Genomic DNA, 14,568 nt, shown 5'->3' with positions numbered 1-14,568 from the left:
CGGCCGCAGGCCTACACGACCGCCAGCATGTGATCCAGCGTGGACTTGGCTTGCCGGGCGATATCTTCCGGCACCCGCACGCGATTCACCACATGACCGGCGACCAGGTTTTCCAGCACCCAGGCGACGTGCTGGGGATCGGTGCGGAACATGGTGGAACACATGCACACCGTCGGCGACATGAAGTGCACGTTCTTCCCCTGGTGCTTCACTTCCTCGTGCAACCGGTTCACCAGATTCAGTTCGGTCGCCACCAGCCAGCGGGTGTTGGCCGGCGCTTCGCGCACGGTCTTGAGGATGTATTCGGTGGAGCCGATGTAATCGGACTTCTGGCACACCTCGAAGCTGGATTCCGGATGCGAGATGACCAGGGCGTCCGGGTACTGTGCCTTGAAACGGTCGATGTGCTCGGGGAAAAACATCTGGTGCACCGAGCAAAAGCCTTTCCACAAGATGATCTTCGCCTTGCGGATTGCCTCCTCGCTCAAGCCGCCGCGAGCTTGGTCGTAGTCCCACACCACCATCTCGTCCAAGGGTATGCCCATGCGATAGCCGGTGTTGCGGCCCAAATGCTGGTCGGGAAAGAACAGCACCTTCTCCCGTCGCGCGAACGACCATTCCAGGATCTTCTGCGCATTGCTGGAGGTGCAGACGATACCCTCGTGACGACCGCAGAATGCCTTGAGATCGGCGGCGGAATTGATATAGGTCACCGGCGTAACGGACTCGTCCGGATTCAGGACCTCGGCCAGTTCGCGCCAGCAGCGCTCGACGTTGGCCAGATTGGCCATGTCGGCCATGGAACAGCCGGCGGCCATGTCGGGAAGTATCGCGACCTGATCGGGGCGGGACAGGATATCCGCCACTTCGGCCATGAAATGCACGCCGCAGAACACGATGTATTCGGCATCCGACTCCGCCGCCAGACGCGACAGCTTGAGCGAGTCGCCGGTGAAATCGGCGTGCTTGAATACCTCGTCGCGCTGGTAGTGATGGCCCAGTATCACGCAGCGCCCGTTCAACTCCTCCTTGGCCGCAACGATGCGCGCGTCGCACTCGGCGTCGTCCAGCAGAGCGTAGTTTTCGAAAGGAATGGCTTGAGCGGTCATGGCGATAACTCGTACAAGAAGTGCTTGAAACGGACACGGGCGGAACCGTGCAAAAACGAACGGCGGGGTAGCGCGCTAAAGCCGCCCAACCCGACCGTAGACAAGTTCCCGGCTTAAACCGGTTCCTTGGGCTTGCGCAATTTGATTCCCAACTCCCGCAACTGCACGTCGCTGACTTCCGCCGGAGCGTCGATCAAAGGACACCAGGCCGACTGGGTCTTGGGGAAGGCCATCACTTCGCGAATGGAACTCGCGCCGGACATCAGCATGACCAGGCGATCCAGACCGAAAGCCAGTCCGCCGTGCGGCGGCGCGCCGTACTTGAGCGCGTTGAGCAGGAAGCCGAATTTCTGCTGGGCCTCTTCCTCGCCTATGCCGAGCAATTCGAAGACCTTGCTCTGCATGTCGGTGCGGTGGATACGGATGGAGCCGCCGCCAATCTCGGTGCCGTTCAGCACCATGTCGTAGGCGCGTGAGAGCGCCGATCCGGGATGGGCCAGCAGTTCGTCCTCGCTGCAATTGGGCGCGGTGAAGGGATGATGGAGGGCGAACCAGCGGCCGCTCTTTTCGTCCCATTCGAACATGGGGAAGTCGGTGACCCACAGCGGTTTCCAGCCCTTTTCCACCAGTCCGCGGTCCTGGCCCAGCTTGACGCGCAGGGCGCCCATGGCCTCGTTGACGATCTTCGCCTTGTCGGCACCGAAGAAGATCAGGTCGCCGGTCTCGGCTTCGGTGCGGTCCAGGATCGCACGCACCGCATCCTCCGGCAGGAACTTGAGGATGGGCGATTGCAGGCCTTCCAGCCCCTGGGTACGGTCGTTGACCTTGATGTAGGCCAGACCCTTGGCGCCATAGATGCCGACGAACTGGGTCAGGTCGTCGATCTCCTTGCGCGACAGCTCGCAGCCGCCCGGCAGCTTGAGCGCAACCACGCGGCCGTCCGGATCCTTGGCGGGACCGGCGAAGACCTTGAAGTCGACGTTCTGCAACACGTCGGCGATATCGATCAGCTCCAGCGGGATGCGCAGATCCGGCTTGTCCGAGGCGTAGCGGCGCATCGCTTCGGCATAGGTCATGCGCGGGAAGGGATTGGGCAGCTCGGTCTGCAGGACCTCGGCGAACAAATCCCGGATCATGGCTTCCATCAGGAACATGATGGCGTTTTCGTCCAGGAAGGAAGTCTCGATATCGAGCTGGGTGAATTCCGGCTGGCGATCGGCGCGCAAGTCTTCGTCGCGGAAGCAGCGAACCACTTGGTAATAGCGATCCATGCCGGAAATCATCAGCAATTGCTTGTAGAGCTGGGGCGACTGCGGCAAGGCGAAGAAGGCGTTTTCATGGGTGCGGCTGGGCACCAGATAATCGCGCGCGCCTTCGGGGGTCGCCTTGGTCAGAAAGGGCGTTTCGATTTCGTAGAAACCGTGATGATCGAGGAAATTGCGCAGGAAGCGGGTGATGTCGCGGCGCATGCGCATGCGGCCCTGCATCACCGGGCGGCGCAGGTCGATGTAGCGGTAGCGCAAACGAGTTTCCTCGTTGACCTCGATCTCGCTCTCGATGGGGAACGGTGGCGTTTCCGCTTTGTTGAGGATCTCCAGCGCAGTGGCAAAGACTTCGATGGCGCCGGTGGGCAGGTTGGCGTTTTCCGTACCGGCCGGGCGGCGACGCACCCGGCCATGCACTTTCAGCACATATTCGCTGCGCACGCTCTCCGCCAGTTTGAACGCCTCGACCTGGTCCGGATCGAACACGATCTGCACCAGGCCTTCGCGGTCGCGCAGATCGATGAAGATCACTCCACCGTGGTCCCTGCGCCTATGCACCCAGCCACAAAGGTCTACTTCCTGATCCAGGTGGGTTGCATTGAGTTCCCCGCATGTGTGGCTGCGCATGGTGCTGTGTACTCTACCGAATGATGAAAAGGGTCGAATGGTACGGATAGACCCCTAGACGCGCAAGCTCACTCCGAGGAGCTTGCCTTGGAGGACGAGCTTTCCTTGGTCGATGTCGAGGCGGCTGAACTGCCCTCCCCGGCCAGGTTTTTCTTTTTGCCTCCGCTTTTGAAGTCGGTTTCGTACCAGCCGCCGCCCTTGAGCCGGAAGCCCGCCGCCGACACCAGCTTGGTCAGTTCTTCCTTGCCGCACTCCGGGCAAAATTTCAAAGGCTCTTCGCTGATCTTCTGGATGGCCTCCAGTTCGTGGCCGCAGGATTTACATTGATATTCGTAGATGGGCATGAGCAGACTCCGTATTCGATTGGCCCGCCAGTGTTGGGGATGCCACTAGGGATTTTCAAGAGCCGGGACCGGCGGTGTTAACATGCCGGTCCCAGCCAACCAGGCCTTATCTTACCGCATGCAAAGACTCGCCCTGATCCAACCCGACGACTGGCATCTGCACCTGCGCGACGGCGCCGCATTGGCGCACGTGGTTGCGCACAGCGCGCGGCAGTTCGCTCGCGCCATCGTCATGCCCAATCTGAAACCGCCGGTCACCACGGTAGCGCTAGCCCTGGCCTACCGCGAGCGCATCCTGGCCGCCTTGCCCGCCGGCAGCGGATTCCAGCCGTTGATGACGCTGTATTTGACCGAATCGACCACGGCGGACGACGTCAGGGAAGCCGCGGCCTGCCCTCACGTCCATGCGTTCAAGTTGTATCCGGCCGGAGCGACCACGCACTCCGAAGCTGGCGTGGGTGGCCTGGACAAGGTCTATCCGGTCCTGGAAGCGATGGAGAAATACGACGTTCCATTGCTGGTACACGGAGAAGTGACGGATCCGGAAATAGACATTTTCGATCGCGAGCGGATTTTCATCGACCGGGAGCTGGCGCCCATCGTCAGACGCTTCCCGAGGCTGCGCGTCGTGCTGGAACATCTGACGACGAGAGACGGCGTGCAGTTCGTGCGCGCGGCGAGCCCCCAGGTGGCCGCCACGATCACCGCCCATCATCTGCTGTACAACCGCAACGCCCTGCTGGCCGGCGGGATAAGGCCGCATTACTACTGTCTGCCCGTGCTGAAGCGGGAGGCTCACCGGCAGGCGCTCATCGAAGCCGCCTCCAGTGGCGAGGCGAAATTCTTCCTCGGCACCGATAGCGCGCCGCATCCCAAGAGCGCAAAGGAATCGGACTGTGGCTGCGCCGGTTGCTACACCGCTCATGCCGCCCTGGAACTCTACGCCGAAGCCTTCGAATCCGTCGGCAGACTGGAAAACTTGGAACGCTTCGCCAGCCTCAACGGACCGGACTTCTATCGCCTGCCGCGCAACACGCGCACCGTCACGCTGGAAAAAAGCCCCTGGACCGCCCCGGCCGGCTATGCGTTCGGCGCAGACAGCTTGACCCCCCTGCGAAGCGGCGAAAGCATCGCCTGGAAACTGCTGGCCTAAGCCCTGCCCCAAAACGGCGAAGCCCGCGACCCCCACATTTGGGGGCGCGGGCCTCCGCAAGCGGCCGTAGTCGGGAAACGCTATTTCAGGCCATTGCCGTTGCCGCCGGCCTCCAGCTCGTCCATCTGTTTCTCGATATCGTCCTCGATGGGCGGATTGCCGTCGTGTATCTTGTAATTGCGCTGCTGGAAGTAGGCATTGCGGATGAACTCGTAGCGGTCCACCGAAGCCTCGTCGGCAATTTTCGTGGCGCTCAGCAAGTCGGCGCGAAAATCGACCGTTTTCACGGTGCCGGTGCCAAAGCCAATGGCGCCCGGGGTGATCCAGTTCAAGGGGTTCGCCGCCGTATCGCCGGCAAGCCCAAATGCGCCGCGCGGCGTGCTCGGTCCGATCAAAGGCAAGACCACGTAGGGTCCCGAAGGGACGCCCCAATAACCCAGGGTCTGGTCCAGATCTTCCTCGTGCTTGGGCAGGTCTATCGCGCTGGCGACATCCACGAAACCGCCAATACCCAGAGACGTATTGACCAGGAGACGGCCCGTGTCCTGACTGGTCTGCAACAGCTTGCCCTGCAGGACGTCGTTGAGGACCACTCCGATGTCGTCGACGTTACTGAAGAAATTGCTTACGCCACGATCGACGAAATCCGGCGTAATCCACTGATAGCCTTTGGCAACCGGTTTCATGAAATAGTCGTCCAGGCCGTCGTTGAAACTCTGCACCTCGCGATTCCAGCCTTCCCAGGGATCGCGAGGATCGTTCTTGGGCGTACTGGCGCAACCCGTGACGGCAATAATCAAGCCCGAAACCAGGGCTATCCGACAGCTATTAGGAGTGATCTTCATCATTTTTATTTAGTCCCGTTTGCTTGCCTCGTACCCGAGGGCCCGGAAGTCATAGGTGACGCTTACTCTAGCACAAAATGCCCCCGGCATCGAACCTGCGCGACTTCGCGCCAAAAAGCCGAGCGGCTCATTATAATGGGCGCTCCCGCCATACTCAGCACCAGAAATTTTCCCATGAGTCAGGAAAAACCGCTTTTTGCCAAGCGCTTCCGCGGCTATTTGCCGGTGATTGTCGATATCGAGACTTCGGGCTTCGATCCCGTGAAAAACGCGGTACTGGAGATCGCCGCCGTCATCCCGGCCATGGATGAAAACGGGCGACTGAGCCTGCACGAGACCCACGCCAGCCACGTCAATCCGTTCCCCGGCGCTCGTCTGGAAGAGTCGGCCTTGGCTTTCAACAAGATCGATCCCTTCCACCCCTTCCGGATAGCCCTGGATGAGGTCGACGCCTTGTCGAAAATCTTCCAGCCCATCCGCAGCGCGATCAAACGCAACGGATGCACGCGCGCCATCCTGGTGGGCCACAACCCGGCCTTCGACATCGGCTTCCTCAACGCCGCGGTGGCGCGCAGCGGCATCAAAAAAAATCCATTCCATCCCTTTTCCACCTTCGACACGGCCACCCTGAGCGGCCTGGTTTACGGCCAGACGGTCCTGGCCAAGGCCGCGCAAGCGGCCGGGCTGGACTGGGACAACAGCGAGGCGCACTCGGCCGTATACGATGCGGAGCAAACGGCACGGCTGTTTTGCGCCATCGTCAATCGCTGGGCGGACTTGGCGGGCGGGGCGATTCAGGCTTGATCGGGGCTTTGGGTCGCAGTCGCCAGCAGCTTTTGCAACTCTCCGCTCTGAAAAAGCTCCAGCATGATGTCGCTGCCTCCGACGAGTTCTCCCTTGATGAACAACTGGGGAAACGTGGGCCACTGCGAATAGACCTTGAGGTTCTCGCGGATTTCCGGATCCTCGAAGATGTTCACATAGCCGTAATCGACCCCGCATTGCTCCAAGATGTGTACGGCCCGTCCGGAAAATCCGCACTGAGGGAAATCGGGCGTGCCCTTCATGTAGAGCAATACCGGATTAGCCTCCAATTGCTGTTTGATACGTTCCATAACGTCCATCGCGCGTGCCTCGAGTGAGATGAAAGAGCCGCACATGGTAGCGGAGCGCTACCAGAAAATCTAAATCCCGCACGACAGTCCGCCCGGCAATTTGCAAGCGCCCCCGTGTTACAATGCCGCCATTGTCGCAACGCAAAGCCAAGTGGAAAGGCCATGAGATTCAACCCGCTGCGTTCCATGCTGTTCATCTTCTCCATCCTGCTGTTCGGCTTCGGCCGCGTGTCAGTTGCCGCCGACCAGATACTGATACCCGCAGCCCCCGAATTGGGCGCCAAGGCCTATGTATTGATCGACTTCAACAGCGGCAAGGTGCTGGCCGAGAAAGAGGCCGACACCCGCCTGGAGCCCGCCAGTCTGACCAAGATCATGACCGCCTACGTGGTGTTCCGCGAATTGTCCAAGGGCAATCTCAAGCTGGAAGACATGGTCACGGTGAGCGAGAAGGCCTGGCGCACCGAGGGTTCGCGCATGTTCGCCCAGGTAGGTGCCGCGATTTCCGTGGAGAATCTGCTCAAGGGTATGATCGTGCAGTCCGGCAACGACGCCAGCGTGGCGCTGGCCGAGCATGTCGCCGGCGACGAATCCGTGTTCGCCCAGCTCATGAACCAGAACGCCGAACGACTGGGCATGAAGAACACCCATTTCAAGAACAGCATGGGATTGCCCGACCCGGATCATTACACCACGGCCCGCGACCTCTCCATACTCACGCGGGCGATGATCGAAGAATTCCCCGAGTACTACAAATGGCACTCCATCAAGGAGTTCCTGTTCAACAACATCAAGCAGACCAATCGCAATCGGCTGTTGTGGCGCGACCCGACCGTGGATGGCGTCAAGACCGGCCATACCGACGGAGCGGGCTATTGCCTGGTGACCTCGGCCTTGCGCGAAGGCATGCGCTTGATCTCCGTGGTGCTGGGCACCAAGAGCGACAACGAGCGGGCCAACGCCAACCAGGCGTTGCTGAATTATGGCTTCCGCTTCTTCGAAACCCGCCCGCTTTACAAGGCCAACGAGAAGCTGGCCGAAGCCCGCGTGTGGAAGGGCGAAAACACGACCGTCGACTTGGGCTTGCCGCGCGACTTTCACGTCACCTTCCCGCGCGGCCAGTACAACAACCTGAAAGCCTCCATGGAGGTCAACAACTCCATCACCGCACCCGTGAAACAGGGCGACAAACTGGGCGCGATCAAGGTCGCGCTGAACGACCAGACGGTGGGTCAGATCGATTTGTCGGCCATGAAGGACGTAGCTGTAGGCGGCTGGTTCCGACGCGGCCTGGATACCCTGCAGTTGATGCTCAAATAGGGCCCAGGCCACCTACTCGCTTCTTCGATCTTGCACCAAACACCGATGGCACACGAACAAATCGTATATCTCAACGGCGAGTTTTTGCCGCTGGCGCAGGCCAAGATCTCGGTCCTCGACCGCGGTTTCCTCTTCGGCGACGGCGTATATGAAGTGATACCGGTGTACGGCGGCAAACCCTTCCGCCTGGCCGAACACCTGGCACGACTGAACAACAGTCTGGCCGGCTTGCGCATTGTCTCCCCGCTCGGCGACGCGGAATGGGAGGCCTTGTTCGCCCGTTTGATCGAAGGCGAAGACGACCAGTCGATCTACCTGCAAATCACCCGCGGCGCGCCGCCCAAGCGAGACCATGCCTTCCCTAAGGATCCGGTACCGCCCACGGTGTTCGCGATGTGCACGCCCATCGCGCCGATTCCGGCCCAAGGCGTCTCAGCCATCACCGTGCCGGATATCCGCTGGCAATGGTGCCACATCAAGGCCATCACCCTGCTGGGCAATGTTTTATTGCGCCAGCAAGCGGTGGAGCAAGGCTGCGCCGAAGCGATCCTGGTGCGGGACGGTTACGCCATCGAAGGCGCCGCGAGCAATCTGTTCGCCGTGGTCGACGGCATCTTGATGACCCCGCCCAAGGGCCATGACATTTTGCCCGGCATCACCCGCGACCTGGTGGTGGAAATCGCCCACGACAACGGCATTGCCCTGGAAGAACGCAAGATCGCTTTCGACGAACTCAAGCGCGCGAGCGAAGTCTGGGTCACCAGTTCCACCCGCGAAGTCCTCCCCATCGTGGAGCTGGACGGGGTAAAAGTGGGTGACGGCATCCCCGGCCCGCTGTGGGCGCGCGTGAACGATTTGTATCAGGCCCGCAAGGCACTGCTGCGCCGAGGCTTATGAGCGAGCCCCGCCCGCCCCTGCTGGAATTCCCCTGCGACTTCCCGATCAAGGCTTTCGGCCGCTGTGGGGAAGACTTCGACCTGCGCGTGGTGGAAATCGTGCGCCGCCACGCGCCCGACCTGGGCGAAAACGCCGTGAGCAGCCGCCCGAGCACGGGCGGTAAGTTCGCCGCCGTAACCATCGTGGTGCGGGCCCGCGACCAGGCGCAACTGGACGCCATCTACCGCGATCTCAGCGCCAGTCCCGACGTCATCATGGCGCTTTGAGCCAATTCGACATGGGTATGCGATCGTTACGAAAACGGGGGAAACCACCCTATTAACACCGGCCGCAAGGTCGAACACAGCCCCCGCCCTCCTCCTCGACCTTACTCCGGCTCACCATGGCAGACCCGAACAGCACCCCGACCGACGACCTGCTCAAGCTGCACCTGGAAGAAGTCGTCGAACTGCTGGAAAAACAGAAGCTGGAAGAAACCATCGTCCAGCACCAGTCCATGCCCCGCCATGAGCTGATCGAAACCCTGCTGCACAAGCGCCATCAGGCCGCGCTTAAGCAGAAGCTCGACAAGCTCCATTCCGCCGATATCGCCTACATCCTCGAAGCGCTCCCCCTGGAGCAGCGCCTGGTGGTATGGAATCTGGTCGAGTCCGAACTGGACGGCCAGGTCTTGCTAGACGTGTCCGACGCGGTGCGTCAGACCCTGATTTCGGACATGAACACCCAGGAACTCCTCACCGCGACGGAGCAACTGGACACCGACGAAATCGCCGACCTCGCCCCGGACCTGCCGGAAGAAGTCTTGCAGGAACTGCTGGAATCGCTCAACGACCAGAACCGCGCGCGGCTGGAATCGGTGCTAGCGCACGAGGAAGACATGGTGGCCTCGCTGATGGACTTCGGCATGGTGACCATCCGCGACGACATCACCCTGGGCGTGGTGTTGCGCTACCTCAGGCGGCGCGGCGACCTGCCTGAACATACCGACAAGCTCTTCGTGGTCGATCAGCAGGACGTGCTGAAAGGCGTGCTTTCGCTCAAACGGCTATTGGTCAACAACCCGGAAGCGAAGGTTTCCGAGCTGATGTCGCGCGAGGTGGTCAGCTTCAAGTTGAGCGACCAGGCTGCCGACGCCGCCCGCGCCTTCGAGCGCTACGACTTGCTCACCGCGCCTGTCGTGGATGAGCACAACCGCCTGCAGGGCCGTCTGCGCGTCGAGGCCATCGTGGACTACATACGCCAGCAGTCGGACGACGAATTGCTGTCCCAGGCCGGCCTGCTGGAAGAAGAAGACCTGTTTTCCGGCATCTGGCAGAGTCTCAAGAACCGCTGGGTCTGGCTGGGCATCAACCTGGTCACAGCCTTCCTCAGCACCCGCGTCATCGGCTTGTTCGAGGGCACCATCGAACGCATCGTCGCGCTGGCTTCGCTCATGCCCATCGTCGCCGGCATCGGCGGCAATACCGGCACGCAAACCACCACCCTCATCGTCCGCTCGCTGGCCCTGGGGCTGATCGGCGGAGCCAACGTACGCAAGCTGGTCGCCAAGGAAATGGGCATCGCCGTGCTCAACGGCCTGGTGTGGGGTTCGCTCATCGGCCTGGTCGCCTACGGCCTGTACCACGACAGCGAGCTGGGCATCGTCATGGCCACCGCCATGATGCTGAATCTACTGGTGGCCGCCATCATGGGTCTGGCTATACCCCTGGTGCGCCACCAACTCAAGCTCGACCCCGCCATCGGCGCCAGCGTCCTGCTGACCGCCATCACCGACAGCATGGGTTTCTTCATCTTCCTGGGATTGGCGACGATGTTCTTGCTGTGAGGATGTCTGCACCCCATGCATCCTTTGGCGCACTTAGAGCAGCGCGAACCCCAGCCATCACCCTATTCCGAGCAAGCCTTTCGCCCGGACCAACAGGCGGCGCCGGTCCTCCAGGCCATTGGTTCCGCCGTTGATCTTCTTGGTCACCGCGATCAGGTCGTCTCGGTCGGCCAACGGATTGATCTTGCGCGTCTCCCAATACCAGCCGGCCACATCCACACAGAGGGCCGGATCGGTCGCTATCAGGGTCGGCTGGGCGAGGATTTCGTCCTTGCGTCCGATGGCTTTCCCGTAGGATTCGTAGTTCGCCCGCCCGGTCAGTTGTATCAAGCCGCGGCCTTTGAAACGCGGGCCGTCACCGGACCGTGTGTTGCCCAAATCAGCCCGACCCTCATAAGCCTTGCCGGACGCGATCTCCTCATGGAAACGCAGCTCGCCGCTTTCATGACCCAATTGGGCGAGAAAGTGGGCGATGCGCAAGGGGCTGTCGATGCCGCGCTGCTTCATCGTAGCGAGCAACGAGGCGTGAAAGCCGCTCGCGTCCGCCTCGGCCGCGCGCAGATACAGCAAGGCCATGAAGGCCTCCTGGTCGACGGTCGGAAGAAAGTCGCACAGGGCCGACCAGGTCGCCCCTTTGACCGACACCACGCCGTCCGGCTCCGTCTCGCCCAAGGCGGCACGTTGAAAGGCGGAAATCGCCGCCAAAGTCTTGCCGCCGAACGCACCGTCGGTGCTCAGCGGCGCATCCAAAGCGATTTTTCCGGCCTCCAGGCTGAGATTCAGGATTCTCTGCACCGTCTCCACATCGTCGCGCTGGTTCGGACAACGCACACCGACCGCGGCGGCGAGCAAGCCTGCGCCACCCCGGCTTGCGCTCCCCCCCACCGCTCGTCCCGCGACGCCGGCCACCTCGGCTACGGCCTCGACCGCTCCGGCTGTGCTCACGGATGGCGCTTCCACCGCGCTCGCCGGCCGACGCTCGAAATGCGGCGTGTCCTTGAAGCTCGACCAATTACCTCCCCAACGATTGGCGCTGTCCAGGCTTTCCCAATACTGTCCCAAGGGGCGTAGCGCGTCGGCGTCGTAGGTGAGCGCCAGACCGCCATCGGCGTCTTCCTTGAAGAAATTCAGGTCGACCGCGAGCCGCTTGAGGTGCTGACTGCCCATGGTCTTGCTGCGGCCGTTTTTCATATACAAGGCTTGCTGCTCCGGCGTGCGGTACAACTCGCCGCCGGTGACCACGAAACCCAGCTCGTGGGCCTTGCGTATTAGCTCGCCGACCTGCAGCAGGAATATCGATTGTTCGCTTACCAGACTCATAGCTCATTCTCCCTCGCGCCGCGGCTGCTGGTTGATGCGTTGCGTCAGCCGCTCGATCTGGTCCTGCTTGTTGGAGCTGCTATAGCTGGAGCCGTAGAAAAACTGGATGATGGCCGAAAGCGAAGTGCCCAGCAGGAAGCCGATCACGGTGTCGATGATCCGCAATCTTTCCGGATCGATGGGCTCGCTGGAAAAGGCTGCTTTGAACACGAATGCGAAGGTCAACAGCGTGATCAACACCGCAAACCCGTGGATGAAACGGCGTATCCAGGGGTCCGAACTGTTCATGGCGGCGATCTGCAGATCGCGGGCATTCTTCCGGTCCTGATTGGCCAGTTTCTGCGCCTCCAGTTCCAGATTCTGCTCCTCCCCTTTCTGCCGCACCGGCAGCAAATCCTCCTGGTTTTGCAACTCGAATTCTTTCAGCTTGACCCACTGCTCGTCGCTTAACTTGTCGTCGGCCGCGTCGCTGATCTGGATTCCCGTCTGCGCCAGGATCAAATCGGCGATACGGCCGATTTCCTTTTCATCTCCGCCGCGGAAAATACCACTCAGCAAGTCGATGCCTCGGCGAGACAGCGCCGAACTGATCGCGCTCGATACACTCGGTGTAAACGTCGTAGCCATGGATCATGTCCTGTTTATTTGTTTGTTGACGTCGAAACGCACTCGCACGCACACAATACCGACCGTAGACCGCCGCAACCAGTGATTCGTAACAGCCAGCTTGCGTGTTTGTAAATTGAGCTGCGTAACTGCTCTTTGACAGACTGGCGGCACACCGCCTCTAGGAGCAGAAAATGGCCCTCAAGCTCAAAACACTGGACGAACTTATGAAGGACTGCAAGACCCCACAAGACGTGGATGCGCTTTACTCGCAGTTGCTACACCGGCTGATCAACCGCAGTCTCGATGCCGAGATGGACGCGCACCTGGGATACGAAGGGCACGCGAAAAACGAGCCCGGCCAACGTCGCGGCAACACCCGCAACGGCAAGGCCAGCAAAACGGTTAAAGGGGCGTTTGGCGAGTTGGAAATCGAAACGCCTCGCGACCGTCAGGGTAGCTTTGAGCCGCTCTTAGTTGTGGATTCAACCGGTGGATGCAACGGTTTGGTGAAATCGTTGTGCTGGCGTTTCGTAGTTTAGTGTTTTCCTTGGGCGCCCATTCAATTCTCGCGCTACGGCATTAAGCTTGGCTTGTGAATAGGCAGACAAGTCAATTCCCTTCGGGAAATACTGGCGCAGAAGTCCGTTGGTATTCTCATTGGTTCCCCGTTGCCAAGGGTGGTGCGGATCACAGAAATAGACTTGGATGTCGGTAGCCAAAGTAAAACGCTTGTGGTGGGGGCGTCAGAATTTCTGTGTGTGAGGCGTGAGTAGACTTTTCCACGGTGACGGCTGCCGAAGGTCCGTTCAGACCGTAGGCAGAGGGCGCGGTGGCAAAGTCGGTGGTCATTTTATCCGCGAGCCGCTTCAAAGCGTTCAGCGTAGAGGATGGCGAATTGGTTCATGGCGTCCTTCCAATCCTTGGCCGCCCGTCCCCAGTCGGCCGTAATGTTGCGCAAGGCCAGCCAGATCAGCTTGCTGGCAGCATCGTCGCTCGGGAAATGGCCACGCGTCTTGAGGATCTTGCGCAGTCGGGCGTTGATGCTCTCGATGGCATTGGTCGTGTAGATCACCCGGCGGATGGCGGGCGGGAAGGCAAAGAAGGGAATCACCCGGTCCCAGGCCCGCCGCCAGGCGGCGACCACGGTCGGGAATTTCTCACCCCAGAGGCCTTGCTCGAACGCGTCGAGTTCGGCCAGCGCGGCTTCGGCGCTGGGCGCGGTGTAGATCGGCTTGATCGCTGCCGCCAGTGCCTTACGGTCCTTCCAACTCGCGTAGTCGAGGCTGTTGCGAATCAGATGCACGATACAGGTCTGCAGCGTGGTCGCTGGGAAAACGGCGGCCAAGGCCTCGGGCATGCCCTTCAGGCCGTCGGTGACGGCGATCAGGATGTCGACCACACCGCGCGTCTTGAGGTCATTGAAGACCTTCATCCAGAACTTGGCGCCCTCGGTGTTCTCGATCCACAACCCGAGGATGTCGCGCGTGCCGTCTGGCAGAACAGCCAAGGCCAGGTAGATCGCCTTGTTGCGGACCACCGCCTCCTCGCGAATCTTGACCCGCAGAGCATCGAAGAACACCACCGGATACATGGCTTCGAGCGGGCGTGACTGCCAGGCGGTGACCTCGGCCATCACCGCATCGGTGACTGAACTGATGAATTCCGGTGAAACCTCGGTGCCGTACTGCTCGGCCAGGAAGCCCTGAATCTCGCGCACCGTCATGCCCCGGGCGTACATGGCCACGATCTTGTCATCGAAACCGGTGAAGCGCCGCTCGTGCTTAGGGATAAGCAGGGGTTCGAAGCTGCCCTGACGGTCGCGCGGGATGTCGATCCGAAGCGGCCCGTCTTCGGTCAGCACCGTCTTGCCGGTCACCCCGTTGCGGTGATTGCCCACCTCGCCGGGCTTGTCGGCGCCGGGTGGGTAACCCAGGTGATGGCTGAGTTCGGCGCCCAGTGCACGTTCGATCAGCGCCTTCTTGAACGCCATCGAGGCGGCATTGATCGCCTCGGCGTCCATCGGGCCACTGACCATCTGGTCTATGAGTTCTTTCGGAATGCTGGGCAGCGCCGCTGCCGGTTTCTTCTTGCTCGTCTTGCTTGGCATACATGCTCCTTAACAACATGTTATGCCTCACA

General features: G+C 60.9%; 14 protein-coding genes and 2 pseudogenes. 7 read left to right on the top strand and 9 right to left on the bottom strand.

From position 1 onward, the window contains the following. Positions 1–11: 11 nt before the first annotated feature. The 3 genes from nadA to JWZ97_RS18090 all read right to left on the bottom strand — a co-directional run bounded on the left by nadA (position 12) and on the right by JWZ97_RS18090 (position 3,345). The gene (nadA, locus tag JWZ97_RS18100) at positions 12–1,109 is read right to left on the bottom strand and encodes a quinolinate synthase NadA (RefSeq protein ID WP_205432022.1); all 1,098 of its coding nucleotides are present in this window, start codon (positions 1,107–1,109) and stop codon (positions 12–14) included. A gap of 113 nt (positions 1,110–1,222) precedes the next feature. Next, positions 1,223–3,001: an aspartate--tRNA ligase gene (aspS, locus tag JWZ97_RS18095; protein WP_205432020.1), complete on the bottom strand. Its 1,779-nt coding sequence runs from the start codon at positions 2,999–3,001 to the stop codon at positions 1,223–1,225. Positions 3,002–3,069: 68 nt separating this feature from the next. Then, positions 3,070–3,345 carry an FmdB family zinc ribbon protein gene (locus JWZ97_RS18090; protein ID WP_205432019.1) on the bottom strand — a complete coding sequence of 92 codons (276 nt, stop codon included), beginning with the start codon at positions 3,343–3,345 and terminating at the stop codon, positions 3,070–3,072. Positions 3,346–3,463: 118 nt separating this feature from the next. On the opposite strand from JWZ97_RS18090, the gene pyrC reads away from it, so the two are divergent. Continuing rightward, entirely contained in the window at positions 3,464–4,498 is a 1,035-nt protein-coding gene (pyrC, locus tag JWZ97_RS18085; protein ID WP_205434718.1) for a dihydroorotase, read from the top strand. Between the two features lie 80 nt (positions 4,499–4,578). Here the strand turns inward: pyrC and JWZ97_RS18080 are convergent, their stop codons facing one another. After that, positions 4,579–5,346 (bottom strand): VacJ family lipoprotein, encoded by a 768-nt coding sequence (locus JWZ97_RS18080; RefSeq protein WP_371822542.1) that lies wholly within the window; start codon positions 5,344–5,346, stop codon positions 4,579–4,581. A 171-nt stretch (positions 5,347–5,517) separates the two neighbouring features. Between JWZ97_RS18080 and rnt the strand changes: the two genes are divergently transcribed. After that, on the top strand, positions 5,518–6,147 hold the full coding sequence (gene rnt / locus JWZ97_RS18075) for a ribonuclease T (protein ID WP_205432018.1): 630 nt from the start codon (positions 5,518–5,520) through the stop codon (positions 6,145–6,147). Here the strand turns inward: rnt and grxD are convergent. Then, the gene (grxD, locus tag JWZ97_RS18070) at positions 6,138–6,467 is read right to left on the bottom strand and encodes a Grx4 family monothiol glutaredoxin (RefSeq protein WP_205432017.1); all 330 of its coding nucleotides are present in this window, start codon (positions 6,465–6,467) and stop codon (positions 6,138–6,140) included. The genes rnt and grxD overlap by 10 nt on opposite strands. Positions 6,468–6,644: 177 nt before the next feature. Here grxD and JWZ97_RS18065 point away from each other — a divergent pair, with 177 nt between their 5' ends. From JWZ97_RS18065 to mgtE, 4 genes are all read left to right on the top strand, one after another. Further along, the gene (locus JWZ97_RS18065) at positions 6,645–7,778 is read left to right on the top strand and encodes a D-alanyl-D-alanine carboxypeptidase family protein (RefSeq protein ID WP_371822631.1); all 1,134 of its coding nucleotides are present in this window, start codon (positions 6,645–6,647) and stop codon (positions 7,776–7,778) included. 45 nt (positions 7,779–7,823) lie between these two features. After that, complete coding sequence (locus tag JWZ97_RS18060) at positions 7,824–8,675, top strand: D-amino acid aminotransferase (RefSeq protein WP_205432015.1); 852 nt, start codon at positions 7,824–7,826, stop codon at positions 8,673–8,675. Further along, positions 8,672–8,941, top strand: coding sequence for a YbeD family protein (locus JWZ97_RS18055; protein WP_205432014.1), 270 nt, complete (start codon positions 8,672–8,674; stop codon positions 8,939–8,941). Before JWZ97_RS18060 ends, JWZ97_RS18055 begins: the two co-directional genes overlap by 4 nt. A gap of 116 nt (positions 8,942–9,057) precedes the next feature. Then, a complete protein-coding gene (gene mgtE, locus JWZ97_RS18050) occupies positions 9,058–10,500 on the top strand; it encodes a magnesium transporter (RefSeq protein WP_205432013.1) in 1,443 nt (480 codons plus the stop codon). Positions 10,501–10,557: 57 nt separating this feature from the next. Here the strand turns inward: mgtE and JWZ97_RS18045 are convergent, their stop codons facing one another. Continuing rightward, positions 10,558–11,820 carry a M15 family metallopeptidase gene (locus JWZ97_RS18045; protein WP_205432002.1) on the bottom strand — a complete coding sequence of 421 codons (1,263 nt, stop codon included), beginning with the start codon at positions 11,818–11,820 and terminating at the stop codon, positions 10,558–10,560. Positions 11,821–11,823: 3 nt separating this feature from the next. Beyond that, entirely contained in the window at positions 11,824–12,447 is a 624-nt protein-coding gene (locus JWZ97_RS18040; RefSeq protein WP_205432001.1) for a hypothetical protein, read from the bottom strand. 173 nt (positions 12,448–12,620) lie between these two features. Between JWZ97_RS18040 and JWZ97_RS18035 the strand changes: the two are divergent. Next, positions 12,621–12,905, top strand: a pseudogene (locus JWZ97_RS18035) (transposase); the annotation flags it as partial. Positions 12,906–12,911: 6 nt separating this feature from the next. Here the strand turns inward: JWZ97_RS18035 and JWZ97_RS18030 are convergent. Next, positions 12,912–13,163 (bottom strand): annotated as a pseudogene (locus tag JWZ97_RS18030) (IS30 family transposase); the annotation flags it as partial. A 116-nt stretch (positions 13,164–13,279) separates the two neighbouring features. After that, positions 13,280–14,536, bottom strand: a complete 1,257-nt coding sequence (locus JWZ97_RS18025; protein ID WP_205428540.1) for an IS256 family transposase — start codon at positions 14,534–14,536, stop codon at positions 13,280–13,282. Positions 14,537–14,568: the final 32 nt, after the last annotated feature.

The organism is Methylococcus sp. EFPC2, from assembly GCF_016925495.1.
Taxonomy (GTDB): domain Bacteria; phylum Pseudomonadota; class Gammaproteobacteria; order Methylococcales; family Methylococcaceae; genus EFPC2.
This window is presented reverse-complemented; position numbering and strand designations above follow the sequence as displayed.